Source organism: Agromyces tardus (genome assembly GCF_003710805.1).
In the GTDB taxonomy this organism is placed as follows: Bacteria; Actinomycetota; Actinomycetes; order Actinomycetales; family Microbacteriaceae; genus Agromyces; species Agromyces tardus.
The window spans coordinates 54,106-76,968 of sequence record NZ_RHHB01000007.1 but is presented as its reverse complement, the minus strand read 5'-3'; the positions used below and the strand labels follow the sequence as shown (position 1 = coordinate 76,968).

General features: G+C 73.1%; 21 protein-coding genes. 16 read left to right on the top strand and 5 right to left on the bottom strand.

Going from position 1 to position 22,863, the window contains the following annotated elements; all coding sequences use genetic code 11:
* The first annotated feature begins 2 nt into the window (after nucleotides 1-2).
* The 6 genes from pcaH to EDM22_RS06510 are packed head-to-tail and all read left to right on the top strand — an operon-like array spanning nucleotide 3 to nucleotide 5,343.
* Entirely contained in the window at nucleotides 3-797 is a 795-nt protein-coding gene (gene pcaH, locus EDM22_RS06535) for a protocatechuate 3,4-dioxygenase subunit beta (protein ID WP_122936261.1), read from the top strand.
* On the top strand, nucleotides 790-1,407 hold the full coding sequence (gene pcaG, locus EDM22_RS06530; RefSeq protein WP_122936260.1) for a protocatechuate 3,4-dioxygenase subunit alpha: 618 nt from the start codon (nucleotides 790-792) through the stop codon (nucleotides 1,405-1,407). Before pcaH ends, pcaG begins: the two co-directional genes overlap by 8 nt.
* Nucleotides 1,400-2,581, top strand: a complete 1,182-nt coding sequence (locus EDM22_RS06525; RefSeq protein WP_122936259.1) for a lyase family protein — start codon at nucleotides 1,400-1,402, stop codon at nucleotides 2,579-2,581. The genes pcaG and EDM22_RS06525 overlap by 8 nt, the downstream gene beginning before the upstream one ends.
* A complete protein-coding gene (gene pcaDC, locus EDM22_RS19990) occupies nucleotides 2,578-3,888 on the top strand; it encodes a bifunctional 3-oxoadipate enol-lactonase/4-carboxymuconolactone decarboxylase PcaDC (RefSeq protein WP_122936258.1) in 1,311 nt (436 codons plus the stop codon). The genes EDM22_RS06525 and pcaDC overlap by 4 nt, the downstream gene beginning before the upstream one ends.
* Entirely contained in the window at nucleotides 3,881-4,693 is an 813-nt protein-coding gene (locus EDM22_RS06515) for a CoA transferase subunit A (RefSeq protein ID WP_122936257.1), read from the top strand. Before pcaDC ends, EDM22_RS06515 begins: the two co-directional genes overlap by 8 nt.
* Nucleotides 4,693-5,343 (top strand): CoA transferase subunit B, encoded by a 651-nt coding sequence (locus tag EDM22_RS06510; RefSeq protein ID WP_122936256.1) that lies wholly within the window; start codon nucleotides 4,693-4,695, stop codon nucleotides 5,341-5,343. The genes EDM22_RS06515 and EDM22_RS06510 overlap by 1 nt, the downstream gene beginning before the upstream one ends.
* 210 nt (nucleotides 5,344-5,553) lie before the next feature.
* Here EDM22_RS06510 and EDM22_RS06505 read toward each other — a convergent pair whose 3' ends face one another.
* Nucleotides 5,554-6,357 carry an SDR family NAD(P)-dependent oxidoreductase gene (locus tag EDM22_RS06505; protein WP_122936255.1) on the bottom strand — a complete coding sequence of 268 codons (804 nt, stop codon included), beginning with the start codon at nucleotides 6,355-6,357 and terminating at the stop codon, nucleotides 5,554-5,556.
* Nucleotides 6,358-6,513: 156 nt separating this feature from the next.
* Here EDM22_RS06505 and EDM22_RS06500 point away from each other — a divergent pair, with 156 nt between their 5' ends.
* The 6 genes from EDM22_RS06500 to EDM22_RS06475 all read left to right on the top strand — a co-directional run bounded on the left by EDM22_RS06500 (nucleotide 6,514) and on the right by EDM22_RS06475 (nucleotide 12,644).
* Nucleotides 6,514-7,284 carry an SDR family oxidoreductase gene (locus tag EDM22_RS06500; RefSeq protein WP_122936254.1) on the top strand — a complete coding sequence of 257 codons (771 nt, stop codon included), beginning with the start codon at nucleotides 6,514-6,516 and terminating at the stop codon, nucleotides 7,282-7,284.
* Between the two features lie 97 nt (nucleotides 7,285-7,381).
* Complete coding sequence (locus EDM22_RS06495) at nucleotides 7,382-8,368, top strand: fumarylacetoacetate hydrolase family protein (RefSeq protein WP_122936253.1); 987 nt, start codon at nucleotides 7,382-7,384, stop codon at nucleotides 8,366-8,368.
* Nucleotides 8,365-9,375, top strand: coding sequence for a cyclase family protein (locus tag EDM22_RS06490; protein ID WP_122936252.1), 1,011 nt, complete (start codon nucleotides 8,365-8,367; stop codon nucleotides 9,373-9,375). The genes EDM22_RS06495 and EDM22_RS06490 overlap by 4 nt, the downstream gene beginning before the upstream one ends.
* Nucleotides 9,376-9,403: 28 nt before the next feature.
* Nucleotides 9,404-10,537: an FAD-dependent oxidoreductase gene (locus EDM22_RS06485; RefSeq protein WP_122936251.1), complete on the top strand. Its 1,134-nt coding sequence runs from the start codon at nucleotides 9,404-9,406 to the stop codon at nucleotides 10,535-10,537.
* Nucleotides 10,534-11,664 carry an amidohydrolase family protein gene (locus tag EDM22_RS06480; RefSeq protein ID WP_122936250.1) on the top strand — a complete coding sequence of 377 codons (1,131 nt, stop codon included), beginning with the start codon at nucleotides 10,534-10,536 and terminating at the stop codon, nucleotides 11,662-11,664. Before EDM22_RS06485 ends, EDM22_RS06480 begins: the two co-directional genes overlap by 4 nt.
* Entirely contained in the window at nucleotides 11,661-12,644 is a 984-nt protein-coding gene (locus EDM22_RS06475) for a fumarylacetoacetate hydrolase family protein (RefSeq protein ID WP_122936249.1), read from the top strand. Before EDM22_RS06480 ends, EDM22_RS06475 begins: the two co-directional genes overlap by 4 nt.
* Nucleotides 12,645-12,686: 42 nt before the next feature.
* On the opposite strand, the gene EDM22_RS06470 is transcribed toward EDM22_RS06475, so the two are convergent.
* The 4 genes from EDM22_RS06470 to EDM22_RS06450 all read right to left on the bottom strand — a co-directional run bounded on the left by EDM22_RS06470 (nucleotide 12,687) and on the right by EDM22_RS06450 (nucleotide 17,622).
* Nucleotides 12,687-13,619, bottom strand: a complete 933-nt coding sequence (locus tag EDM22_RS06470) for a LysR family transcriptional regulator (RefSeq protein WP_122936248.1) — start codon at nucleotides 13,617-13,619, stop codon at nucleotides 12,687-12,689.
* Between the two features lie 309 nt (nucleotides 13,620-13,928).
* Entirely contained in the window at nucleotides 13,929-15,404 is a 1,476-nt protein-coding gene (locus tag EDM22_RS19985) for a hypothetical protein (protein WP_245989250.1), read from the bottom strand.
* A 7-nt stretch (nucleotides 15,405-15,411) separates the two neighbouring features.
* Nucleotides 15,412-16,287: a ThuA domain-containing protein gene (locus tag EDM22_RS06455; protein ID WP_122936247.1), complete on the bottom strand. Its 876-nt coding sequence runs from the start codon at nucleotides 16,285-16,287 to the stop codon at nucleotides 15,412-15,414.
* Between the two features lie 66 nt (nucleotides 16,288-16,353).
* Nucleotides 16,354-17,622, bottom strand: coding sequence for an ROK family protein (locus EDM22_RS06450; RefSeq protein ID WP_122936246.1), 1,269 nt, complete (start codon nucleotides 17,620-17,622; stop codon nucleotides 16,354-16,356).
* A 131-nt stretch (nucleotides 17,623-17,753) separates the two neighbouring features.
* Between EDM22_RS06450 and EDM22_RS06445 the strand changes: the two genes are divergently transcribed.
* The 4 genes from EDM22_RS06445 (at nucleotide 17,754) to EDM22_RS06430 (ending at nucleotide 22,848) form a co-directional block, all read left to right on the top strand.
* Entirely contained in the window at nucleotides 17,754-18,800 is a 1,047-nt protein-coding gene (locus tag EDM22_RS06445; protein WP_122936245.1) for a Gfo/Idh/MocA family protein, read from the top strand.
* Nucleotides 18,797-19,588 carry a hypothetical protein gene (locus EDM22_RS06440; RefSeq protein ID WP_122936244.1) on the top strand — a complete coding sequence of 264 codons (792 nt, stop codon included), beginning with the start codon at nucleotides 18,797-18,799 and terminating at the stop codon, nucleotides 19,586-19,588. Before EDM22_RS06445 ends, EDM22_RS06440 begins: the two co-directional genes overlap by 4 nt.
* Nucleotides 19,589-19,732: 144 nt before the next feature.
* The gene (locus EDM22_RS06435) at nucleotides 19,733-21,226 is read left to right on the top strand and encodes an MDR family MFS transporter (RefSeq protein WP_122936243.1); all 1,494 of its coding nucleotides are present in this window, start codon (nucleotides 19,733-19,735) and stop codon (nucleotides 21,224-21,226) included.
* A gap of 20 nt (nucleotides 21,227-21,246) precedes the next feature.
* Entirely contained in the window at nucleotides 21,247-22,848 is a 1,602-nt protein-coding gene (locus EDM22_RS06430; protein WP_122936242.1) for a GMC oxidoreductase, read from the top strand.
* The last annotated feature ends 15 nt before the right edge of the window (nucleotides 22,849-22,863 follow it).

The following is a 22,863-nucleotide window of genomic DNA, read 5'->3' as shown; positions in this document are numbered from 1 at the left end:
ACATGCGACCCGACCCCCAACCCGAACTCACGCAGCGGCAGATCTCCGACGAGATCGCGACGATCCACGACGACTACCGGCGGCGAGCGGATGCCACGGGCCGCCCGCTCCCGGTGCACCCGCCGCGCGACTTCCTGCCGTACCGCTCGTCGGCGCTGCGGCATCCGACGCACGAGCTCGTGCGCGCCGACCCCGAGGAGATCGAGCTCGTCTCGCCGGCGTTCGGCCACACCGACGTCGCCGCCGAGGAGAGCGACCTCACGATCCAGCACGTCGGCGAGCCCCTCGGGGAGCGCATCGTCGTGACGGGGCGCGTGCTCGACGGCGAGGGTCGCCCGGTGCGCAACCAGCTCGTGGAGATCTGGCAGGCCAACGCCTCGGGCCGGTACGTGCACAAGCGCGACCAGCACCCCGCGCCGCTCGACCCGAACTTCACGGGCGTCGGCCGGCTCATCACGGGCGACGACGGGTCGTACCGGCTGACGACGATCAAGCCCGGCGCGTACCCGTGGAAGAACCACCGCAACGCGTGGCGGCCCGCCCACATCCACTTCTCGTTCTTCGGGTCCGCGTTCACGCAGCGGCTCGTCACCCAGATGTACTTCCCGGGCGATCCGCTCTTCGCCCTCGACCCGATCTCCCAGTCGATCGTCGATCCCGCCGCGCGCGCACGGCTCATCGCGACGTACGATCACGACGTGAGCGAGCCCGAGTGGGCGCTCGGCTACCGCTGGGACGTCGTGCTCACCGGACCGAAGTCGACGTGGATGGAGCCGGAGGACGCCGACCATGCCTGAGACCCCCTTCCTGCAGACCCCGTCGCAGACCGTCGGCCCGTTCTTCGGGTTCGCGCTGCCGTACGCGGGCGGCCCCGAGGTGGCACCGCCGTGGCATCCGTCGGCCATCCGCTTCCACGGCACCGTGATCGACGGCGCCGGCGTGGGCGTGCCCGACGCCTTCGTTGAGATCTGGGGCGCGGATGCCGCGGGGCGGGTCATCGCCGAACGCGGCAGCTTCGCGCGCGACGGCCACACCGTCACGGGCTTCGGCCGGGCGGCGGCCGACCGCGACGGCCACTACTCCTTCACGACGATCAAGCCCGGGCCGACCCGAGCGGATGCCGCGCCCTACCTCCTGGTCACGGTCTTCGCCCGCGGGCTCATGCACCACCTCTTCACGCGCGCCTACTTCGGCGACGAGCCCGAGCGCAACGCCGGCGATCGCCTGCTCGGCGACATCGACCCCGCCCGGCGCGCGACGCTCATCGCGCAGGCCGACGGCGACGCGAGCTACCGGTTCGACATCCGCCTGCAGGGCGAGGGCGAGACGGTGTTCCTCGACTTCGACCGCATCGACGACCCGGACCGCACCGACCCGGACCGCACCGACTCGGAGCGCGATGGCTGACGACTGGGGACTGCTCGAGCCGCTCGGCAGCGCCGCCACCGCGACGACGGGCGACGACGCGATGCTCGCCGCGCTGGTCGAGGTCGAGCGCGCGCTGCTGCGCGCGTGGGCGCGCGTGGGCGACGGCGACGCCGCGGCCATCGCGGACGCGCTCGACGAGGAGACCCTCGACCGGGCGGCGCTCGTCGCGGGAACGCACGCCGGCGGCGTGCCCGTGATCCCGCTCGTCGAGCAGCTGCGCGCGCAGGCCGAGGCGGCCGTCGCAGGATCGGGCCCCCGCGTGCACGCCGGCGCGACCAGCCAGGACATCCTCGACTCGGCCCTCGTGCTCGTGTGCCTCACGGCGCTCGTCGAGGCGCGCGACGACCTCGTCGCCGCGGGCTCCGCGCTCGCGGCGCTCGCCGAGTCGGAGCGCGAGACGGTGTCGATCGCACGCACGCTCGGGCAGCACGCCGCACCGAGCACGATCGGCGTCACCGTCGCGGGCTGGCTGGACGGCGTGAGCTCGGCGGTCGAGGCGATCGACGCGACGGAGTTCCCCGTGCAGCTCGGGGGAGCCGTCGGCACGGGCGAGGCGTTCGACCGGATCGCCGACCGGCCCGATGCGACGGGCGACCTGCGTGCCGCGCTCGCCGCGGAGCTCGGCCTCGCAGACCTACGGCGCAGCTGGCACACCGAGCGCACGCCGATCCTGCGCATCGCCGCCACGGCAGCCCTCGTGACGGCGGCGCTCGGCCGCATCGGCCGCGACATCGCGTTCCTCGCGCGCACCGAGATCGGCGAGGTCGTGCTCGGCTCGACGGGCGGCTCGTCGGCGATGCCGCACAAGCGCAATCCCGTCGACGCCGTGCTGCTCACCGCCAACGCCCTGCGGGCGCCGGGCCTGCTCTCGACCGTGCACGCGGCATCCGTGTCGCAGGACGCCCGGCCCGCGGGGGAGTGGCACGCCGAGTGGCAGGCGCTGCGGGGGCTCGCGCGGCTCGCCCTCGAGAGCGCGGAGGCCGCGTCCGGGCTCGTCGCGACCCTCGACGTCGACCGCACGGCGGTGGCGCGGAACCGTGCGCTCAGCCCCGAGCTCGAGCGCGATGCCGAGCCGACGCTCGCGGCATCCGCCCGCATCGTCGCCGCGGCGACCGAACGATTCAGTGCCGTGGCACTGCTGGAGGCACCATGACCATCCCCCGCCTGCTCGGCTCGGTGACGCCGGCCGCGCCCGACGCGGTCGCGGTCGAGACCCTCGTGCTGCTGCCCTCGCTCGGCACGACGACCGAACTGTGGGATGCCGCGCTGCCGCCGTTGCGCGCCGCGCTGCCCGGGTTCCGCATCCTGCGGGTCGACCTGCCCGGCCACGGCGCCAGCCCGGCCGCCCGCGAGCCGTTCACGATGGGCGAGCTCGCCGAGGGGGTGCTGCGCCTCGTCGACGAACTCGGCGGCGGACGCTTCCACGTCGCGGGCGTCTCGCTCGGCGGCTCCGTCGCGATCGAGCTCGCCGCGAGCGCGCCCGAGCGGGTGCAGAGCCTCACGGCGTTCGCGAGCGGCGCGCGCATCGGCGAGCCGTCGGGCTGGGCCGACCGGGCTGCCGCGGTACGCGCGAGCGGCACGGCGTCGCTCGTCGTCGGCAGCGCGTCGCGGTGGTTCGCGCCCGACTACCTCGCCGCGAACCCCGACGGGCCCGGCGGGCGGGCGCTCAAGCTCCTCGTCGAGGTCGACGACGAGTCGTACGCACGATGCTGCGAGGCGCTCGGTTCGTTCGATCGGCGCGCCACCGCCGGGTCGATCACGGCGCCGAGCCTCTTCGTGGGCGGCGGCCACGACGGGGTGACCACCACCGCGGCGATGCGCGAGCTCGCGTCATCCGTGCCCGGCGCGCGCTTCGCCGAGATCGCGGATGCCGCGCACCTGCCACCCCTCGAACGGCCGGCCGAGAGCGCCGCGCTGCTCGCCGGCCACATCGCCGGGGCGTCGCAGGCGGCCGCGGCCTCGGCGGTCCAGGCCCAGCCGGCCGACCCGGCGACGCGCGGCATGGCCGTGCGGCGAGCCGTGCTCGGCGACGCCCACGTCGACGCGGCGAACGCCGCGATCACCCCCGAGACGGCCGTGTTCCAGGACTTCATCACGCGGTACGCGTGGGGCGAGATCTGGGCCCGCGAGGAGCTCTCCCGTCGCGAGCGGTCGATCGCGACGCTCGCCTCGCTCGTGACCGGCGGCCACGAGGCCGAGACGCGGATGCACGTGCGCGCCGCGCTGCGGAATGGGCTGTCCCGCGGCGAGATCGCCGAGGTCATGCTGCACACCGCGCTCTACGCCGGACTGCCCGCGGCCAACACGGCGCTCGGGATCGCGCGCGGTGTGTTCGCCGAGCTCGACGCGGACGGAGGGCCCGACGCCGAGCCCGCGGCATCCGCTGCCCCTGCCGCCCCCGCCACCACTGCCGACACCCCTCCGCACGACGCCCCCACCCCCGAGGAGCACGATGGATAAGACGTACGCGAGCGCGGCCTGGGCGGTCGCCGACATACCCGACGGAGCCTCGCTCGCCGTGGGCGGCTTCGGTCTCTCGGGCGTGCCGATCGTGCTCATCCGGGCGCTGCTCGCCCAGGGCACGGGCGGCCTCGAGGTCGTCTCGAACAACTGCGGGGTCGACGGGTGGGGGCTCGGCGAGCTGCTCGCGGCGGGCCGCATCCGTCGGGTGATCGCGTCGTACATCGGCGAGAACAAGGAGTTCGCTCGCCAGTACCTCGGCGGCGAGGTCGAGGTGGAGCTGACCCCGCAGGGCACCCTCGCCGAGCGGCTGCGCGCCGGCGGCGTGGGCATCCCGGCGTTCTACACGGCGACGGGCGCGGGCACCGCGGTCTCCGACGGCGGCATGCCGATCCGTTACGCGCCCGACGGTTCGGTCGCGTTCGCGAGCGAGCCGAAGGAGCTGCGCCCGTTCGCGGCGTTCGGGCGCACGCGCGAGTACGTGCTCGAGCAGGCGATCCGCACCGATTACGGCCTCGTACGCGCGGCGGTCGGCGACCGGCACGGCAACCTGCGGTTCGAGAAGTCGACGCGCAACTTCAACCCGCTCGCAGGCATGGCCGGCCGCATCACGATCGCCGAGGTCGACGAGCTCGTCGAGCCGGGCGAGCTCGATCCCGACGACATCCACCTGCCCGGGATCTACGTCGATCGGGTCGTGCAGCTGACGCACGAGCAGGCGACCGAGCTGCCGATCGAGAAGGTCACCGTGCGGCCGCGGCCCGCGGCATCCGACACCGCCGCCCCCGCAGGAGAGGACCGCTGATGCCGCGCACGCGCGACGAGATGGCCGCCCGCGCCGCCGCCGAGCTCGAGGACGGCTCCTACGTCAACCTCGGCATCGGCCTGCCGACGCTCATCCCGAACCACCTGCCCGAGGGCACGCACGTGGTGCTGCATTCCGAGAACGGCATACTCGGTGTCGGACCGTACCCGTGGGAGGGCGAGGAGGACGCCAAGGTCATCAACGCGGGCAAGGAGACCGTGACGGTGCTGCCCGGCGCGAGCTACTTCGACTCGGCCGCGAGCTTCGGCATGATCCGCGGCGGACGCATCGCCACGGCCGTGCTCGGCGCCATGCAGGTCTCGGCGCACGGCGACATCGCCAACTGGGCCGTGCCCGGCAAGATGGTGAAGGGCATGGGCGGCGCGATGGACCTCGTGAACGGCGCCGAACGCGTGATCGTCGTGATGGAGCACGTCGCGAAGGACGGCTCGGCGAAGATCGTGCCCGAGTGCACGCTCCCCCTCACCGGCCGCCGCTGCGTCGACCGCATCATCACCGACCTCGCGGTCATCGACGTGACCGACGACGGGTTGGTGCTGCGCGAGCTCGCGCCTGGCGTGAGCATCGAGCAGGTGACGGATGCCACGGGGGCGCCGCTCGCGGTGGGGCCCTCTGTGCCGGTCGAGTAGCGCCGGGCGGAGCCAGCTGTGCCGGTCGAGTAGCGCCGGGCGGAGCCAGCTGTGCCGGTCGAGTAGCGCCGGGCGGAGCCCGACGCGTATCGAGACCTCTGACGTGCCTGGGTTTCGATACGCGGGCGGCTTCGCCGTCCGCTACTCAACCGGCGAGTGGTTTCGATACGCGGGCGGCTCCGCCGTCCGCTACTCAACCCGCACAGGCGGTCAGTCGGCGATGAGGGTGCCGCCGTCGATGACGATGTTCTGGCCCGAGACGAAGGCGCCCGCGGCAGACGCGAGCCAGACGACGGCGCCGGCGACCTCCTCGGGGCGGCCGAACCGGCGCAGCGGCGTGCCTGCGAGCCGTGTGGCCGCGGCGCCCGCGTCCTCGGTGGTCGGCCGGGCGAACGCGGTCTCGATCACGCCGGGCGAGATCGCGTTCGCACGCAGGCCGTGCTCGCCCCACTGCACCGCGAGGTTCCGTGCGAGCTGTGCGTTCGCGGCCTTCGTGACGCCGTACCCGGCCAGGACCCGATTGCCGCGCAGCCCGGCGATGCTCGAGATCACGATGAACGAGCCGCCGCCGGAGCGCGCGATGGCGGGCGCCGCGGCATCCGCGAGCCGCCAGACCGACCGCACGTGCAGGTCGAACATCCGGTCGAGCGCGTCGACGTCCATCGAACCGTCGGGCGGATCGAGCGCGGCACCGGCGTTGCAGACCACCGTGTCGAGACGGCCCCAGAGTCCGACGGCAGCGGTGACCAGCGCGGCCGGCGATTCCGACGACGTCACGTCGCTCACGACGCCGGCGACCTCGAGTCCGCGGGCGGCCAGCGACTCGGCGACGCCCACCGGATCGCCCGCGTCGACGCCCGCGAGCAGCACCCGGGCGCCCGCGGCCGCCAGCGCTTCGACGGTCGCGAGCCCGATGCCCGACGTGCCACCGGTGACGATCGCCACCTGGCCGGCGCACGAGAAGAGCCGTGAGGGGTGCAAGGGCGATCCCGATTCGCCGAGGTCGTTCGTCATGCGCTCCTCCTCGAGTGCGATGTCGTCGAGCCTAGGGATGCCGCGCCGCCCCCGTCATCGCGGTTCGTGATGCCCGGCATCACGAGTGAGGGTGTGCCGCACGCGGCATCCGGGCGCACGATGGAAACAGCGTCGCCGACGCGGGAAGGGTGGACCATGCCGTCGCTCGAGGAACGCACCGACGTCGTCACGGGTGCCGCGTCGGGGATCGGAGCGGCGACCGTCGCTGCACTCGCCGCCGCCGGCGCGCACGTGATCGCCGCCGACCTCGCGTGGGATGACGAGGAGCCGCCCGACCGCGTCGAGCGGGTGCGTCTCGACGTGACCGATGCCGCGCAGTGGCGCGAGCTCGCGGCGCGGCTCGCCGCACGCGACGATGCGCGCGGCCTGCACGGCCTCGTCAACGCCGCCGGCATCACCCGGCGCGCCCGCTTGCACGACGCGACGGTCGACGACTTCCAGCAGGCCTTCGCCGTGAACGCCGTCGGACCGGCGCTCGGCATCCAGGCGCTCGCGCCGCTCCTGCGCGACGGCGGCTCGATCGTCAACGTCGGCTCGGCGGCGGGCGTGATGGCGCACTACGGCATCGCCTACGGCGCGAGCAAGTGGGCACTGCGCGGCATCACGAAGACGGCGGCGATGGAACTCGGACCCCGTGGCATCCGCGTCAACCTCGTGAGCCCCGGGTTCATCGAGACGCCCATGACCGCGAGCGCGCCCGACGCGTTCCGCGCGGTCAACCTCGAGGCGAGCCCGCTCGGCCGCACCGGCCGCGTCGACGAGGTCGCCGCCGTGATCGTCACCCTGCTGTCATCGGATGCCTCGTTCGTGACCGGCGCCGAGATCGCCGTCGACGGCGGGCTCACGGGCCACGGCGGCGGCCTGCCGATCGCGCGGGCGATGGGCTCGGCGCATCCACAGGAGTGATGGAGTCCATCATCGATCGACGCTTCACTGATACCCGTCGACGCGGTTGACTGGTGCTGCGCCCCGCACCGCTGCGCGCGTGATTGGAGATCCACCCGTGACATCGTCGTCCGCCGGCCTGACCGCCCCCTACGCCCTCGTCCGCTTCCGCACGGGCGACGGAGCCGAGGCGCGGCTCGGACTCGTCGCGGGCGACCGGGTGCGCGAGATCGGGCCCGACGAGCTGGGCGCTGCCGACCTCAACGCGTTCCTCGCCGAGGCGCCGGCGTCGTGGGGGCGCCTGACGGCGGTGGCCGAGCAGACGGATGCCGCGTGGCATCCGCTCGCCGACGTCACCCTCTCCGCGCCGGTGACTCCCCGCCAGGTGCTGCAGACGGGCGCCAACTACCGCACCCACGTCATCGACCTCGTCGCGGCGGGCCGCGCGAAGAACGACCCGCGCCCCATCGAGGAACTGCGCGAGTGGGCGGCCGACATGATGGACCGCCGTGCGCGCGAGGGCATTCCCTACTTCTTCATCGGCCTGCCGGCCGCGGTCGTCGGCGACGACGTCGACCTCGTGCTGCCGTCGTACAGCGACCAGCACGACTGGGAGCTCGAGCTCGCGATCGTGATCGGCCGCGAGGCGTTCCGCGTCGACCGCGAGCACGCGATGGAACACGTCGCGGGCTACACGATCGTGAACGACGTGACGACGCGCGACCTCGTGTTCCGCGAGGACATGAAGGAGATCGGCACCGACTGGTACCGCGGCAAGAACGCGCCGGGCTTCCTGCCGACGGGGCCCTTCCTCGTGCCGTCGCCGTTCGTCGCGAACCCCGGCGACCTGCACCTGCAGCTCACCCTCAACGGCGACACGATGCAGGATGCCACGACCTCCGACCTGCTCTTCGACATCCCCGCGCTCATCGCGGGCGCCTCGCAGAACATGCCGCTGCTGCCGGGCGACCTGCTCCTCACCGGCAGCCCGGCCGGTAACGGCATCGTGCACGGGCGGATGCTGCGCGACGGCGACGTGATGGTCGGCGCCATCGAGGGCCTCGGCGCCCAGACCGTGCGCGCCGTCGCCGAGGAGCGCCGATGAGCCCGACCGAGAACCCCGCCGACCTCGACCGCACGGCCCCCGAGCGCCACATCGCCGAGGCCGCCGAAGCCTTCCGCAACTGGGGCCGCTGGGGCGACGACGACCGCCTCGGCACCCTCAACTTCATCGGCGACGCCGAGCGCGCCCGCGCCGCCGCCCTCGTGCGCCGCGGCGCGAGCTTCTCGCTCTCGCAGCCGTTCGACATGAACGGTCCGCAGCAGGGCTGGCGCCGGCGCACGAACCCCGTGCACACCATGCTCGACACGGGCACGGATGCCGCGGCCGGCACCCAGGGCTTCCCGCACGGCATCGGCGGGGCCGACGACGTCATCGCCATGCCGCTGCAGTGCTCCACGCAGTGGGACGGCCTCGGCCACATCTTCGACCGCGGCATGGCGTGGAACGGGCGCCCCGCCGGCTCGGTCGTCACGAGCGACGGCGACCTCGTCACGGGCATCGAGCACGCGGCATCCGCCATCGTGGGTCGCGGCGTGCTGCTCGACCTGGGCCGGTTCCTGCGGCCCGAGGCATCCGCTGACGCCACGCCGGGTGAGCTGCCCGACGGCTACGCCATCACGACCGCCGAGCTCGAGGCCTGCATCGAAGCCCAGGGCGCCACGAGCGCGGTCGGCCGCGGCGACCTGGTGCTCGTGCGCACCGGCCGCTACGCCCGCGCCCTGCGCGAGGGCTGGAACGGCTACGCCGGCGGCCCCAGCGCCGGACTCTCGTTCACGACGGCCGGCTGGCTGCACCGCACCGAGATCGCGGCGATCGCGACCGACACCTGGGGCTTCGAGGTGCGGCCGAACGAGTTCGACGACGCCTTCCAGCCGCTGCACCAGGTCGTCATCCCCAACCTCGGGCTGACGATCGGCGAGATGTGGGACCTCGAGGCGCTCGCTGCCGACTGCGCGGCCGACGGATGCTACGAGTTCCTGCTCGTGGCATCCCCCCTGCCGATCACCGGCGCCGTGGGCTCGCCCGTGAACCCCATCGCCCTGAAGTAAGACCCGAACCCAACGAAGGGATCCCCTGATGTCCGCTGTCTCCCGCGTCGCGATCGTCGGCTCCGGCGTCGCCGGCACCGCCGCCGCCATCCTGCTCGCCGAGGGCGGCGTCGAGGTCGACGTCTTCGAGCAGAAGCCCGACCTCACCGCCCTCGGCTCCGGCATCACCCTGCAGGGCAACGCGCTGCGCGTGTTCGACCGGCTCGGCGTGTGGGAGCAGGTGAAGGCGGCCGGCTACTCGTTCGACCAGACGGGCCTGCGCGCCCCCGGCCCCGACGCGCCGTTCATCGCGCAGATCCCGGACGCGCGAACGGGCGGCCCCGAGTACCCGGCGGTCGCGGGGATGTACCGCCCCGACCTCGCGCGGATCCTCGCCGACCGCGCCACCGAGCTCGGCGCCCGCATCCACTACGGCACGACCGTCACGAGCTTCACCCAGGACGCCGACGGCGTCGACGTGACGCTCACCGACGGCTCGAGCGGCCGCTACGACCTGCTCATCGGCGCCGACGGCCTGCACTCGTCGATCCGCGCGCAGATGGGCATCGAGACGGAGCCGGAGCGCACGGGCATGGGCATCTGGCGCGCCTTCGTGCCGCGCCCGAAGGACGTCACGCAGACGGACCTCTACTACGGCGGTCCGGTCTACATCGCGGGCTACTGCCCGACGAGCGAGGAGATGATGTACGCCTACCTCGTCGAACCCGCCCAGGACCGCCACCTGCTCTCGCCCGAGGAGGGGGTGCAGGTGATGAAGGAGCTGTCGCAGGCGTACGGCGGGCCGTGGAACGAGATCCGCGAGTCCCTCGACGACGCGTCGCGCGTCAACTACACGTGGTTCACGAAGCACGTCGTGCCCGACGCGTGGAACCGCGGCCGGGTCGTCATCATCGGCGAGGCTGCGCACAGCTGCCCGCCCACGATCGCGCAGGGCGCCGCGCAGGCCGGCGAGGACGCGCTCGTGCTGTCCGAGCTGCTGCTCTCGCACGACGCCGTCGACCAGGCCCTGTGGGACGAGTTCCACGCACGACGCGTGCCGCGGGCGACCGAGGTCGTCGAGGCATCCGTGCAGCTCGGCCAGTGGCAGATCGACCACGTGCGCGACGCCGACGTGCCCGGCCTCATGCGCCGCATCGCCATGCTCGTGAGCCAGCCCGCATGAGCGAGCACACCCACGTGAACGAGGCGCAGCCGACGGATGCCGCGGGGCCGGGCGATCACGGCGCCCCCGTCGTCGACGTGCACGCCCACCTGCTGCTTCCCGCGCTGCAGCAGGCGGTCGCCGCGCGCGACGCCGAGGGCTTCGCGGCGGCGCAGGCCCTCGAGGCGCGCCGCAACGGACCCGAGAGCCTCTCGGCATCCGGTCGCATGATCGGCGAGCGGATCCCGCTGCTCACCCGGCTCGACGCCCGGCTCGCGGAGATGGACCACCAGGGCGTCGACGTGCAGCTCGTGTCGCCGTCGCCGTCGCACTACTACCCCTGGGCGGGCGAGGAGCTCGCCGCGTGGGCCGCTCGCGAGGCGAATCGCGCGATCGCGGAGCACGTGGCGGGGGCGCCCGACCGGCTGCTCGGCCTCGGGCTCGTACCGCTGCAGCATCCGCACCTCGTGGTCGACGCGCTCGACGACGCCGTGGTCGCGAGCGGCCTCGCTGGGGTCGAGATCTCGTCGTTCGCGGGCGAGGTTGAGCTCAGCGACGAGCGGCTCGAGGCGTTCTGGGCGCGCGCCGAGGAGCTCGACGCGGTCGTGTTCCTGCACCCGTTCGGCTGCAGCCTCGACGAGCGGCTCGACCGCTACTACCTCTCGAACACGGTCGGCCAGCCGGTCGAGAACGCGGTCGCGCTGTCGCACCTCATCTTCTCGGGCGTGCTCGACCGGCACCCTCGGCTGAAGCTCGTCGCGGCCCACGGCGGCGGCTACCTGCCCACGTTCCTCGGACGCTCCGACCACGCGTGGCAGGTGCGACCCGAGGCCCACGGATGCCGCGAGCTCCCGTCGTCGTACCTGCGGCGCCTGCGGTTCGACTCGCTCGTGCACACGCCGGGCGCGCTGCGGGCCCTCGTCGACGCCGCGGGCGCGGACCGGGTGCTGCTCGGCACGGACTACCCGTTCGACATGGGCGTCGACGACCCGATCGAGCGCGTGCGCGAGGCGGCGCTCGCCGAGGCCGACGAGCGCGCGATCCTCTCGGGGAACGCGGCGGAGCTGCTCGGGGCGCGGCTGCCGTCACGGGCAGCGATGAGCGCTGCGTCCACTGCCGCTGCCGCCTCCGTCGGAGGGACCGCATGAGGATCGCCAGGTGGACGCGCGGCGACACCGTGCACGAGGGGTTCGTCATCGGGGACGGCGTCGTGTCGTTCCCGCGCGGCCTGACCGTGGCCGACGTGCTCGCGGCCGGGCTCGCGGCGTTGCCCGCGCTCGCCGCGGAGGCGGAGGGCGACGCCGCGGCATCCGCCGTACCCCTCGCCGAGGTGCGGCTGCTCGCGCCGCTCGTGCCCGCGAGCGTGCGCGACTTCGTGGCGTTCGAGGAGCACGTCGAGGGCGTCACCGCCTCGATCGACGGCAAGAGCCACGTCGCCGACGAGTGGTACGAGTTCCCGACGTTCTACTTCACCAACCCGCACTCGATCATCGCGACCGGCGACGAGCTGCGGCCGCCCACGACCGAGCGGCTCGACTTCGAGCTCGAGGTGGGTGCCGTGATCGGCGGCGTCGCGGGCTCCGACGGCCGCGACCTGTCGCCCGCCGAAGCCGCGCGGCACATCTTCGGCTACACGATCTTCAACGACTGGTCGGCGCGCGACATCCAGGGCCGCGAGATGAAGGTGCGGCTCGGACCGGCGAAGGGCAAGGACTTCGGCACGACGCTCGGCCCGTGGATCGTCACGGCCGACGAGTTCGACGGGCTCGTCGACGACGAGGGGTTCCTGCCGATCGTCATGGAGGTCTTCGTGAACGGCGAGCGCATCGGCCGCGACCTGCTCTCGAACATGGGCTGGCCGTTCGGAGACCTGATCGCCTACGCGTCCCGCGACTCCCGAGTGGTGCCGGGCGACGTGCTCGGCTCGGGCACCGCGGGCAACGGCGGCTGCCTCGCGGAGCTGTGGGGTCGCGCGGGTGAGCTCACGCCCCTGCCGCTCACCGCGGGCGACGAGGTGGTCATGCGGGTCGAGGGCATCGGCGAGATCCGGAACGTCGTCGGTCGTGCGCGGCCGGTGCCCGAGATCCCGGCCGCCCGGCGCCGCCCTCGCGCCCGCGAGCGCGCCTGACGCTCTCGGCCTCACTCCTGCCGGTGGGCGGATGCCGCGAGCTCAGGGCGCTTCGGCGTGCAGGCCGCTCGCGGCCTCGACCGCCAGCGTGCGCAGCCACTCGTGCTCGGGGTCGCGGCGGTGCACCGGATGCCACCACATCGCGTTGTGTATGGGCGTCGCATCGAACGGCGGCTCGAACACGCGCACCCCGCCCGCCTTGCGCGCGTAGTCGGCGAGACCGGCCTGGATCAGACCCAGCCGGCGGGTTCCCGCGATGAACATCGGCAGCGACAGGAAGCTCTCGACGACCGTCTCGACGTGCGGCTCGATGCCGAGCTGCTGGATCTGGCGGGTGGCCGAGGTGAACGCCGATCGCGACTGGTAGGTGAACACCCATGGCGACCGCGCGACATCGTCGAGCGTGACCGTCTCGCCGATGTCGGGGTTGTCCTCGGCGGCCACGATGACCCAGGTGTCGTTCCAGAGGTCGGTGAACGGCAGGTCGCTCAGGAAGCCGTGCGGCATGAGCAGACCGTCGGCGCCGCGGAGGCGGTTCACGGCATCCTCGACGATCTGCGGGTTGTGGAGCATGAACCGGAAGCGAACGCCGGGCGCCCGTTCGGCCGCGAGCCCCGACAGGGCCCGGCCCGTGGTCGCGAAGCTGTAGTCCGAGCCGTAGAGCGCGAACTCGCGCGTCGACTGGCTCGGATCCCATTCGGCCTGGCTCTCGAAGACCCGCCGTGCGGCATCCAGCGCCGCGGCCGTGTGCTCCGACAGGCGCGACGCGAGCGGCGTGAGCTCGTAGCTGTTGCCGGTGCGCGCGAGGATCGGGTCGTTGAAGTGCGTGCGGAGGCGAGCGAGCGAGGCGCTCAGCGCCGGTTGGCTGAGGTGCAGGCGCTCGGCCGCGCGTGTGACGCTGCGCTCGGTGAGCAGCGCGTCGAGCGACACGAGCAGGTTGAGGTCGAGCCGGGAGAGCGGAGCCTGGTCGGACACGTCGTTGTGTTCCTTCGGGTGAGGACGGGCCTCCAGTCTATCAACGACGTCGATTCCGAGCGCGAGAGCATCGCGCGGCGTGATGCCCTCGCGCTCGTAATTCCCGCCGCCACCCGCGGTCCCTCCGTCGGACGCGACGATGTTCCCTCCCTGAACCGCGGTGGAAAGGTATCCCGCGGATACTTCGCGACCGGGTTCGAGGGAGCACCACTCGCTCAGGCCGCGGCCTGACGATCTTCCTTCCCTGAACCGCGGTGGAAAGGTATCCCGCGGATACTTCGCGACCGGGTTCGAGGGAGCAACACTCGCTCAGGCCGCGGCGGCCGCACCCTCGGCGAGGGCCTGACGCGCGAGAGCGAGATGCCGCCGGGTCATGTCCGCGGCATCCGCGTCGAGGAGCCACTCGTGGCCGCCCCATTCGCTGCACAGCGTGCCGGCGAAGCCGGTGGGCGCGAGGAGTGCGCCGAGGTCGCGGATGGGCGCGGAGACGCGACCGTCGGTGTCGTCGAGATCCCAGAACTTGAGGTGGAACGCGCCGACCAAGGGCAGGATGTCGCGCAGCACGCCCGCGTCGGAGCGTCCGAAGCGCACCAGCAGGTTCATGTACATCGTGTGGATGGCGGGCGGCACGGCGCCCGACCGGAGCACGTCGACGACGACGCCCGTCGTCGCGGGGTCGCGCCACTCGTCGGTGAGGCGGGCCAGCAGATCGCCCGGCAGGCCTGCGCCCGCGAGCTGCTCGAGGTAGCTCGACGGCAGCGCGGGCATGAGCATGCTGATGTCGACGAGCACGCGAACGCGCGGGTCGTCGAGGCCGGCGATCGTGTCGACGGCCGCCGCGGTGGGCGTGGAATCAGGGGTCTGCTGGCCCTGGATCTCCTCGAAGAGCACGAGGTCGAGTTCGTGCAGTGTCGGCACGACCCGCCGCAGGAGCGGCTCGCCCGCCTGGCCGATCGGCAGGCGCACGCCCGCCGCGCCGACGCGACGTGCGGCGTGCAGTTGGGGGAGCAGGAACGCGAGTCGGTCGTCGTCACTGCGTCGCTGCGTCGGACCGACCCAGTCGTCGAGGCTCGCCCCGACGATGCTCACCCTGCCGCCGGCGGCGTCGAGTCCGCGCCGCAGGGCGTCGACCTCTGCGTCGGCCGGCACGGGGAAGGAGCGCCACAACTGGCCCGGTTCGACCTCGATGACGGGTGCGACCCCGGCCGTCACGATGCCGACGGCGATGTCGGGCGCCGGCTGCTCGGCGCGGATCACCTCGGGGGTCCAGTTGAAGGCGCTCGCTGCGAGGGTCCAGGTCGAGGGGAGAGCAGCAGGCGAGACGGCGGCGGTGGCCGCAGCATCCGCGTGCTGAAGTCCCGCTTCGTGGGGGTCTCGAGGCGCGCTGCGGGCTCCTCGACCCGCAGGCGTCGCACCGAGCTCGAGGGTGCGCTCGACGAGGAAGGGCAGGGTGAGCGGGCCGTCGGGGCCGGCCTGCAGGTACGGGATGCGGAGCCGGAACGAGACGGCCACGTCGTGCGCGCCGGGCTGCAGCATCCGCTCGCCCCGGAGCACCAGACGGTCTTGCAGGAACCACCAGCCGCCCTCGTGCGCGAGGGCACCGGGATCGACCACGCGGTCGCCGAGCACGACGGCGAGCGGATCGACCCGCTCGCCATCGACCGCCACCTCGAGCGAGTCGACGCAGTCGAGGGGCAGCGACCGGATCCACGGGAGGCCGAGCCGCAGCTCGAACCCGTCGGCAGTGGCCGAGAGCGCGTCGTCGCGCAGCGCGCTGAGGGTCATGCGCGGCTCACTTCTGCGCCGCAGGCTCGCCGGCCGCGACCCACTCGTCGAACATCTGCCGCACCATCGGCTCGAGCGTCGTCGGCCACCAGTCGCCGCCCTCGACCGGCTCGCCGAGGTCGTCGGGTGTCGCGATCGTGACCTCGCCGGTCGCGGCCCACTCGGCGCTGCGCGGGAACAGCGCCCGGAACGCGGGGTGGCCGATCGCCGCGACGTTGTGGCCGATGCCGATCGACACCGCGCGTCCGGCGCCGTACTCGACGGTCCAGGCGACGGGGTGCTCCTCGCCCATGCCGGGGAGCGCGCGCCACTGCGACGGCACCTGCGTGTAGCGCAGCGGGTTGTCCCATCCGGTGAGGAGGATCGTCTTCGTCACGCCCTCGGGCCACTCGAGCCCCACGTAGAGGTCGTCGCCGTAGTGCGGGAACTCCGCCGGCCACCCCGCGGTGATGGGGTGCTGCTCAGCGGTGTGGATGAGGAAGTCGTTGTTCGGCGCGCGCCGCGAGGTCCGCTCGCGCATCACGCCGCCGAGCAGCCGCTCGTACTCCGGGTCCCAGCCGACCCCGCCCGCGAGCGTCGGGTGGTACGCGATGAGGCCCTTGCCGCTCGCGACGAAGTCGAACAGCGCCTGCTCGGCGGACTCGCCGAATCGCTCCTCGGGGACGTCGCGCCACGGGTCGCGCCGGCCGTAGTAGTTCAGGATGACGAGGTCGTACGGCTCCAGGGTGGCGGATGTCGCGCCGCGGAACTCCTCGGTGACGCGCACGTCGAAGCGGCCGGTGCCCTCGAGCAGCTCCTTCAGCGCGGGCGTGGTCGACCGCCAGTCATGGTGCACGTCGGTCATCCCGGTGATGATGAGCGTCGGGATCTTGGAGTCGGGCATGGCGCTCCTTCGCGTCGTGTTCAGACGAAAAGATACGCGCTTAAGTCGAAAAGAGGAAGAAGTGATTCAGGATGCCTCGGGCATCACGTCGCGGATGAGCGGCCGGCCCTCGGCGAACCAGCGCGGGAACGTCGTCTCGAAGAGCTGCTCGCGCACCATCTCGGCACCGCCCCGCAGTGGCTCCTTCTCGTCGCCGTGCGACCGCACGATGCTGAGGTCGCGCGTGGCGAGCGGCAGCGAGAGCTCGTAGACGCGCTGCCGCACCTCGGCGAGGAAGACCTCGCCCGCCGCCGACACCGCGCCGCCGATCACGATGACCGCGGGGTTGAACATGTTGACGAGCGCCGCGATCGACTCGCCGACGAGCCGCGCGGAACGCTGGATGAGCGAGATCGCGAGGGCGTCGCCGTCGACCGCGGCGAGCGAGATCGCCTCGGGCGTGATCTGCTCGCCCGACTCCACCAGCCGGGCGAGCGCACCGCCCGCGCCCTCGGACACGGCCTGCTCGGCGTCGCGCACGAGCGCCCAGCCGCCGGCCTCGGCCTCGAGGCATCCGATCTTGCCGCACCGGCACACGGTCTCGGAGTCGCGCACGCGCACGTGGCCGATGTCGCCGGCCGCACCGTTGGCCCCGCGGTGGATGCGCCCGTGCGAGAGCAGGCCGGCGCCGATGCCGGAGCCGACCTTGCAGAAGATGAGGTCGAGCGCCTCCTCGTGGCGGTGGGAGCGCTCGCTGAACGCGAGCAGGTTCACGTCGTTGTCGACCCAGGTGGGGGCGTCGAAGCGCTGCTCGAAGCGGCGGCGCACGTCGAAGCCGTTCCAGCCGGGCATGATGGGCGGGGCGACGGGGCGCCCGGTCTCGAAGTCGACGGGTCCCGGGATGCCGACGGCCACGCCCCAGACGGGCACGTCCTCGTGGCGGGCCAGGAGTTCGTCGAGCATCTCGAGCGCCGTGTCGATCGTCTGGGCGGGCCCGTGCGCGATGTCCCACGCGCGATGCGCATGCTCGACGATGTCGCCGTCGAGCGAGGCGATGCCGACGCGGATGTGCAGGGCGCCGAGCGCGCACACGATGATGCGGCCCTGCTCCGAGCGGAACCGGAGCGTGCGCGGCGCGCGCCCGCCGGAGGACGGACCGTACTCGCCGTCGGCGAGGAAGCCCATCTCGATCGCCTGGTCGACGCGCTGCGTCACGACGCCGCGGCCGAGGCCGGTGACCCGCCCGATCTCGGGCCGGGTGGCGGCCTCGCCGGTGCGCACCATGTTGACGATGCGCAGGAGGCTCGTCACCTCGTCGGTCTGGGCCCCGAATCGGAGGGTTGACTCGCGTGTCATGCACCGATTCTGACACAACGAGCTCGATTCGAGGCCGATTTCGTGCCGACTATAGCCACGAAGCGCTCCAACTTTTGTATAGTCGAGGCGGAAGTAGCAAGTTTCGGGCGATGACGCGTGGAGGTGGTCGGATGCCGTGGGGCGTCGGGATCATCGGGGCCGGGCCGGGGGTCGGTGCACTGCACCTGCCCACGCTGGCGAGGCTGGGCGATCGCTTCACCGTGGTGCACGTCGCCGACCACGGCAGCGGCCGCGCCGCCGCGCTCGCCGCCGGCGTCGGCGCCGCGACCTCGCAGGGCACCGCCGCGCTCCTCGCCGATCCCGCTGTCGAGGTCGTCGCGATCTGCAGCCCGCCGGCCGAGCACGCACGGCAGATCCACGAGAGCATCGCCGCGGGCGTGCGCGCGATCCTGTGCGAGAAGCCGCTCGCGACCACGGCGGAGGAGGCGCGATCGGTGGTCGATGCCTGCCGGCAGGCGGGCATCCCGCTCCTCGTCGCCACCAATCACTTCTACGACGAGGCCTGGGATCGCGCCAAGCACCACCTCGTCGCCCTCGAGTCCGACGTGCGCACGATCTCGGCCACCGTGGCCCTGCCGCCGAACGGCCGCTTCCACGCCGCCGTCACGGAACTCGCTCCCGGGCCGGCCGGCGCATCATCCCGCGGGGCGCCCGACCTCGCCGATCCGCACGTGGCGGCCGCGGTCGTGCGCCAGCTCGTGCTCGGCCTCGCCGTGCACGACCTGCCCGCCGTGCGCGACCTGGCCCCCGACTTCGAGGGCGTCGACTTCGCCGCGGCCGTTCCGCCCATCGGCTACACCGTGGGCTTCCGCTCGAGCGGCGTGCGCGTGCTGCTGACCGCCGTCATGCTCCCCGACGGCCCCGATCCGGTGTGGCGGCTCACGATCGGCACGTCGACCGACCGGGTGGACGTCGAGTTCCCGCCCTCGTTCGTGCACGCGGGCAGCGCGACGGTGCGCGTGCGCCGCGGCGACCTGCGCACCACCACCTATCGGCGCGATGCCGACGACGGCTACCTGCGCGAGTGGCGGGTGCTCGCCGACCTGCTCGACGGCTCGGCGACGATGGAGTACCACGAGGTGCTCGATGACGCCCTCTTCGCGGTCGGCCTCGCGGATGCCGCGGCGGACGCGATCCGGGCGGGGGCACGGTCGTGACGCGCCGCATCCCCGTCGTCGCGGAGCTCGCCGGGTACCGCGTCGCCGTCGCGGGCCTGCCGCTGAGCGCCCAGGCCGCCGACGAGGCGGCCGGGGCGATCGTCGTGGTCGACGGGGCGGCCCGCTGGTGGGATGCCGCGGCGGGCGCGATCGACGCCGGCGCCGCCGCGATCGTGGCGGCCGAGCCGCACGACGTGCCGCTCGACGCGGTCGCCGCACTCGCCGACCTCGCCGCCGAGGTCGGCGTGCCCGTCGTCGTGCACCGTGCGCGGCTGCGCGAGGACCTCGTCGCCCTCGCGGTCGCGCACCGCGAGGGCGTGCCCCCGCGGGTCATCGTCGCGGAGTGCCGGGCGTCCGCGGGCGACCTCGCTGCGACCCTTCGCGACGCGGTCGGCTGGATGCGCGCACTCGCCGACACCGACCTGGTCGTCGCGTCGGCGGCGCACACGGCCGATGGCGGCACCGCGCTGCTGCGCTCGAGCGCCGACGGTCGTGTCGTCGGGTCGATGCTGAGCGCCGTGACCCGCCCGGAGGGCTCGCTGCTGCGCGTGCAGGCGCTCGGCGAGACGACCACCGAGTTCGAGCTCGACGAGCCGATCGGCCGGTGCGAGCTCACGACGAGCACGGCGCGCGGCCGACTCGTGGCGCCCGCCGTGTTCGAGGCGGGTGAGCGTGCGTCCCTGCGTCGCGCGATCGACGCGCTGGCCGAGCAGCGGATGCCGGGCGACCTCGCCGCCCTGCTGCAGGACGCGCACGCGGCATCCGCCATCGCCGCGGCCCGCACCTGATCGCGACCTTTGGTTGATTTCAGACGGAAGAACGCATAGAATCGACCTGACGTTGGGATCCGCTCGGATCCGTTCCTCGCCGTGACGGTGCGGAGAGGGCACACTCGGTCGCGTCGACTGTCCGATCGTTCGGGCGATCATCGAATGACCCTCTCTCCTCTCCGGCTGCGCCTCCTCATCGCGTCGCTGCTCACCGTCTCCTTCCTCGGCGCGCTCGACCACACCATCGTCGCGACCTCGCTCGCCACCGTCGCGGGCGAACTCGGCGCGCTCGAGCACATGAGCTGGGTGGTCGTCGGCTACACGCTCGCGAGCACCGTGCTCCTGCCGGTGCTCGGCAAGCTCGGCGACCTCGTCGGGCCCCGGCTCGTATTCCTCACCTCGCTCGTCGTGTTCCTCGCGGCATCCGTCGCCTGCGGCTTCGCGCAGGACATGACGTGGCTCGTGGTCGCACGGATCACGCAGGGCATGAGCTCGGCCGGCATCCAGCTCATGTCGCAGACGATCGTCGCGCACGTGACGACGCCGCGGCAGCGCCCGAAGTACATGGGCGTCATCGGCGCCGCGTTCCCGATCGCGATCCTCGTCGGGCCCGTGCTCGGCGGGCTCATCACCGACTACTGGGGCTGGCCGTGGGTGTTCTGGATCAACATCCCGTTCGGCCTCGCGGCCCTCGGGCTCGCGGTCTTCGCCGTGCCGCACGTCGAGGTCGGCGCACCGCGACGGTTCGACGTCGCCGGCGCCGTCTCGTTCTCGATCGCGTTCGTCGCACTCGTGCTGGCGGTCACGTGGATCGGCGACCCGGCCGCCGCATCCGCCGCCGTCGTCGCGTTCACCATCTCGGCCATCGCGTTCGCGGCCTTCTTCCTCATCGAACTGCGGGCCGTCGAGCCCATCGTGCCGCTGCGGTTCTTCGCGAATCGCACGATCGCGGCGGGCACGGCACTCTCGGCGATCATCGGCGTCGGGCTCTTCTCGGTCACGGCCTACCTGCCCACCTACTTCCAGATGGCCTACCGCACGAGCGCCACGGTGTCGGGCTTCGTGCCCATCGCCACGGTGTTCGGCATGCTCGTGGCGAACCTCTCCACCGGATGGCTCGCCAGCCGCACCGGGCGGTACCGCGTCTACGCGATCGGCGGCACGTCGCTCGCCGCCGCCGGGCTCCTCGTGATGTCGCTGCTGCCCGTCGGCACGCCGCTCTGGGTGCCCATGGCCGTGATGTTCGTGGTCGGCGTCGGCACCGGCTCGTTCATGAGCCTCATCGTCGCCGTCGTGCAGGGAGCCGTGCCGCGCAACGAGACCGGCACGATCACCGCGACCGTCAACCTCGTGCGGCAGATGGGCGCCACCGTCGCCACCGCCGTCATCGGCGGCGTGATCGGCGTCGGGGTCGCGGCGCGGCTGCCCGCCTCGCTCGACGCCTCGACGCTCACGCCGCAGCTCGTGCACGGATCGTCGGCCGACGTGCAGGCCCAGGTCGCGCAGATCTACGGCGACGTGCTCGCTCCGGTGTTCGCCGCGCTCGCGCTCGCCTACGCGCTCGGCATCGTCGCGGCCGTACTGCTCCCGTCGGGCCGCCTGTCCGACGAACACGAACCCGCGGCGGATGTCGCAACCGAACCCCTCACCGCGTGAGACTCGAAGAGGAGACCCACATGTCCCACCACCCCACCATCGCCGTCGTCGGCAGCGGACCGATCGGCTCCGCGTACGCCCGCCTCCTGCTCGAGGGGCTCCCCGACGCGCGCGTCGTCATGTTCGAGGCCGGCCCGCAGCTCACCGAGCGGCCCGGCGAAAGCGTGCGCAACATCGCCGACCCCGACGAGAAGGCCCGCGCCCGCGAGCTCTCGCAGGGCCCACAGGCGGGGCGGTTCCGCGAGTCGCTCGGCCTCCCCGCCGGCACGGTCGTCGAGGGCATGTTCACCGCCCGTCAGGGCACCCATCTGCTCGACTTCGGCGGCGAGGGCTCGGCTCATGCGCCGACCTTCCCCGCCGCGGCGGGCGCCACCAACGTCGGCGGGCAGGGGGCGCACTGGACATGCGCCATCCCGCGTCCGTCGTTCAGCGAGAAGGTCTCGTTCATCGACGACGCCGAGTGGGACGACCTCATCGTCGTCGCCGAGGGCCTGCTGCACGCGCAGAGCGCGGCCTTCGCGGACTCGGCGGTGGGCGGCGGCATCCGCTCGCTGCTCGAGGAGGAGTTCGCCGGCGAGCTGCCCGAGGGCTACGGACCGAGCACGCTGCCCGTCGCCGGCGACCCGCAGCCCGACGGCACGATGCGCTGGGCCGGCGCCGACGCCGTGCTCGGGCCACTGATCGAGCCGGGCAACCCGCTCGCCGAGCGGTTCGAGTTGCGCGACCTCACGCTCGTGCGCCGCATCGAGCGCGACGGCGACGTGGTGACGGGCGTCACGGTGGAGGACCTGCGCACGAAGCAGACCTCGTTCGTGCCCGCCGACCTCGTGGTGGTGGCCGCCGACGCGTTCCGTTCGCCGCAGCTGCTGTGGGCGTCGGGCATCCGCCCGGCGGCGCTCGGGCACTACCTGACCGAGCACCCCGTCGTGATCTCGACCGTGGCCCTCGACGCCGAGAAGATGGGCCGCTTCGCGACCGAGGAGCAGCTCGACGAGGAGCTCGCCCGACGCGCGACGAACGCGGCCGACCCCGTCGCGGCCGTCAACCGCATCCCGTTCTCGGAGCCCGACCACCCGTTCTCGCTGCAGGTCATGTACTCCGAGACGACCCCGTTCCCGATGCCCGAGGACGCGCCCCTCGCCCGCAATCGCTGGGGCTACGTGAACATGGGCTACGGCATGCGCAAGTTCCCGCGCTACGAGGACGCGGTCACGTTCGACGACGCCGAGCCCGACTACCGCGGCTTCCCGAACATGACGATCGAGTACGAGCTCACCGACGCGGAGCGCGCCGAGATCGAGGTGGCCACCGTGCGGCTGCGGCGGGCCGGCGAGGCGCTCGGCGCGTTCGTCGCCGAGCCGCGCCTGCTGCCGAACGGGTCGAGCCTGCACTACCAGGGCACGATGCGCATGGGCCCGGCCGACGACGGCACCTCGGTCGCCGACCCGTGGTCGCGCGTCTGGGGCGTCGAGAACCTCGTCGTGGGCGGCAACGCCCTCATCCCCACCGCGACGGCGATGAACCCGACGCTCATGAGCGTGGCGATCGCGGTGCGTGGGGCGCGCAAGGCGGTCGAGCAGCTCTCGGCCCGAGCGGATGCCGCGGCATCCGTCGCCGGCTGACCGGCGACCGGAACC

Bases quoted from the DNA above. Each gene is read 5' to 3' on its own strand.
- pcaH (WP_122936261.1), top strand. From the start codon at position 3: ATGCGACCCGACCCCCAACCCGAACTCACGCAGCGGCAGATCTCCGAC.
- pcaG (WP_122936260.1), top strand. From the start codon at position 790: ATGCCTGAGACCCCCTTCCTGCAGACCCCGTCGCAGACCGTCGGCCCG.
- EDM22_RS06525 (WP_122936259.1), top strand. From the start codon at position 1,400: ATGGCTGACGACTGGGGACTGCTCGAGCCGCTCGGCAGCGCCGCCACC.
- pcaDC (WP_122936258.1), top strand. From the start codon at position 2,578: ATGACCATCCCCCGCCTGCTCGGCTCGGTGACGCCGGCCGCGCCCGAC.
- EDM22_RS06515 (WP_122936257.1), top strand. From the start codon at position 3,881: ATGGATAAGACGTACGCGAGCGCGGCCTGGGCGGTCGCCGACATACCC.
- EDM22_RS06510 (WP_122936256.1), top strand. From the start codon at position 4,693: ATGCCGCGCACGCGCGACGAGATGGCCGCCCGCGCCGCCGCCGAGCTC.
- EDM22_RS06505 (WP_122936255.1), bottom strand. From the start codon at position 6,357: ATGACGAACGACCTCGGCGAATCGGGATCGCCCTTGCACCCCTCACGG.
- EDM22_RS06500 (WP_122936254.1), top strand. From the start codon at position 6,514: ATGCCGTCGCTCGAGGAACGCACCGACGTCGTCACGGGTGCCGCGTCG.
- EDM22_RS06490 (WP_122936252.1), top strand. From the start codon at position 8,365: ATGAGCCCGACCGAGAACCCCGCCGACCTCGACCGCACGGCCCCCGAG.
- EDM22_RS06485 (WP_122936251.1), top strand. From the start codon at position 9,404: ATGTCCGCTGTCTCCCGCGTCGCGATCGTCGGCTCCGGCGTCGCCGGC.
- EDM22_RS06480 (WP_122936250.1), top strand. From the start codon at position 10,534: ATGAGCGAGCACACCCACGTGAACGAGGCGCAGCCGACGGATGCCGCG.
- EDM22_RS06475 (WP_122936249.1), top strand. From the start codon at position 11,661: ATGAGGATCGCCAGGTGGACGCGCGGCGACACCGTGCACGAGGGGTTC.
- EDM22_RS19985 (WP_245989250.1), bottom strand. From the start codon at position 15,404: ATGACCCTCAGCGCGCTGCGCGACGACGCGCTCTCGGCCACTGCCGAC.
- EDM22_RS06455 (WP_122936247.1), bottom strand. From the start codon at position 16,287: ATGCCCGACTCCAAGATCCCGACGCTCATCATCACCGGGATGACCGAC.
- EDM22_RS06450 (WP_122936246.1), bottom strand. From the start codon at position 17,622: ATGACACGCGAGTCAACCCTCCGATTCGGGGCCCAGACCGACGAGGTG.
- EDM22_RS06445 (WP_122936245.1), top strand. From the start codon at position 17,754: ATGCCGTGGGGCGTCGGGATCATCGGGGCCGGGCCGGGGGTCGGTGCA.
- EDM22_RS06435 (WP_122936243.1), top strand. From the start codon at position 19,733: ATGACCCTCTCTCCTCTCCGGCTGCGCCTCCTCATCGCGTCGCTGCTC.
- EDM22_RS06430 (WP_122936242.1), top strand. From the start codon at position 21,247: ATGTCCCACCACCCCACCATCGCCGTCGTCGGCAGCGGACCGATCGGC.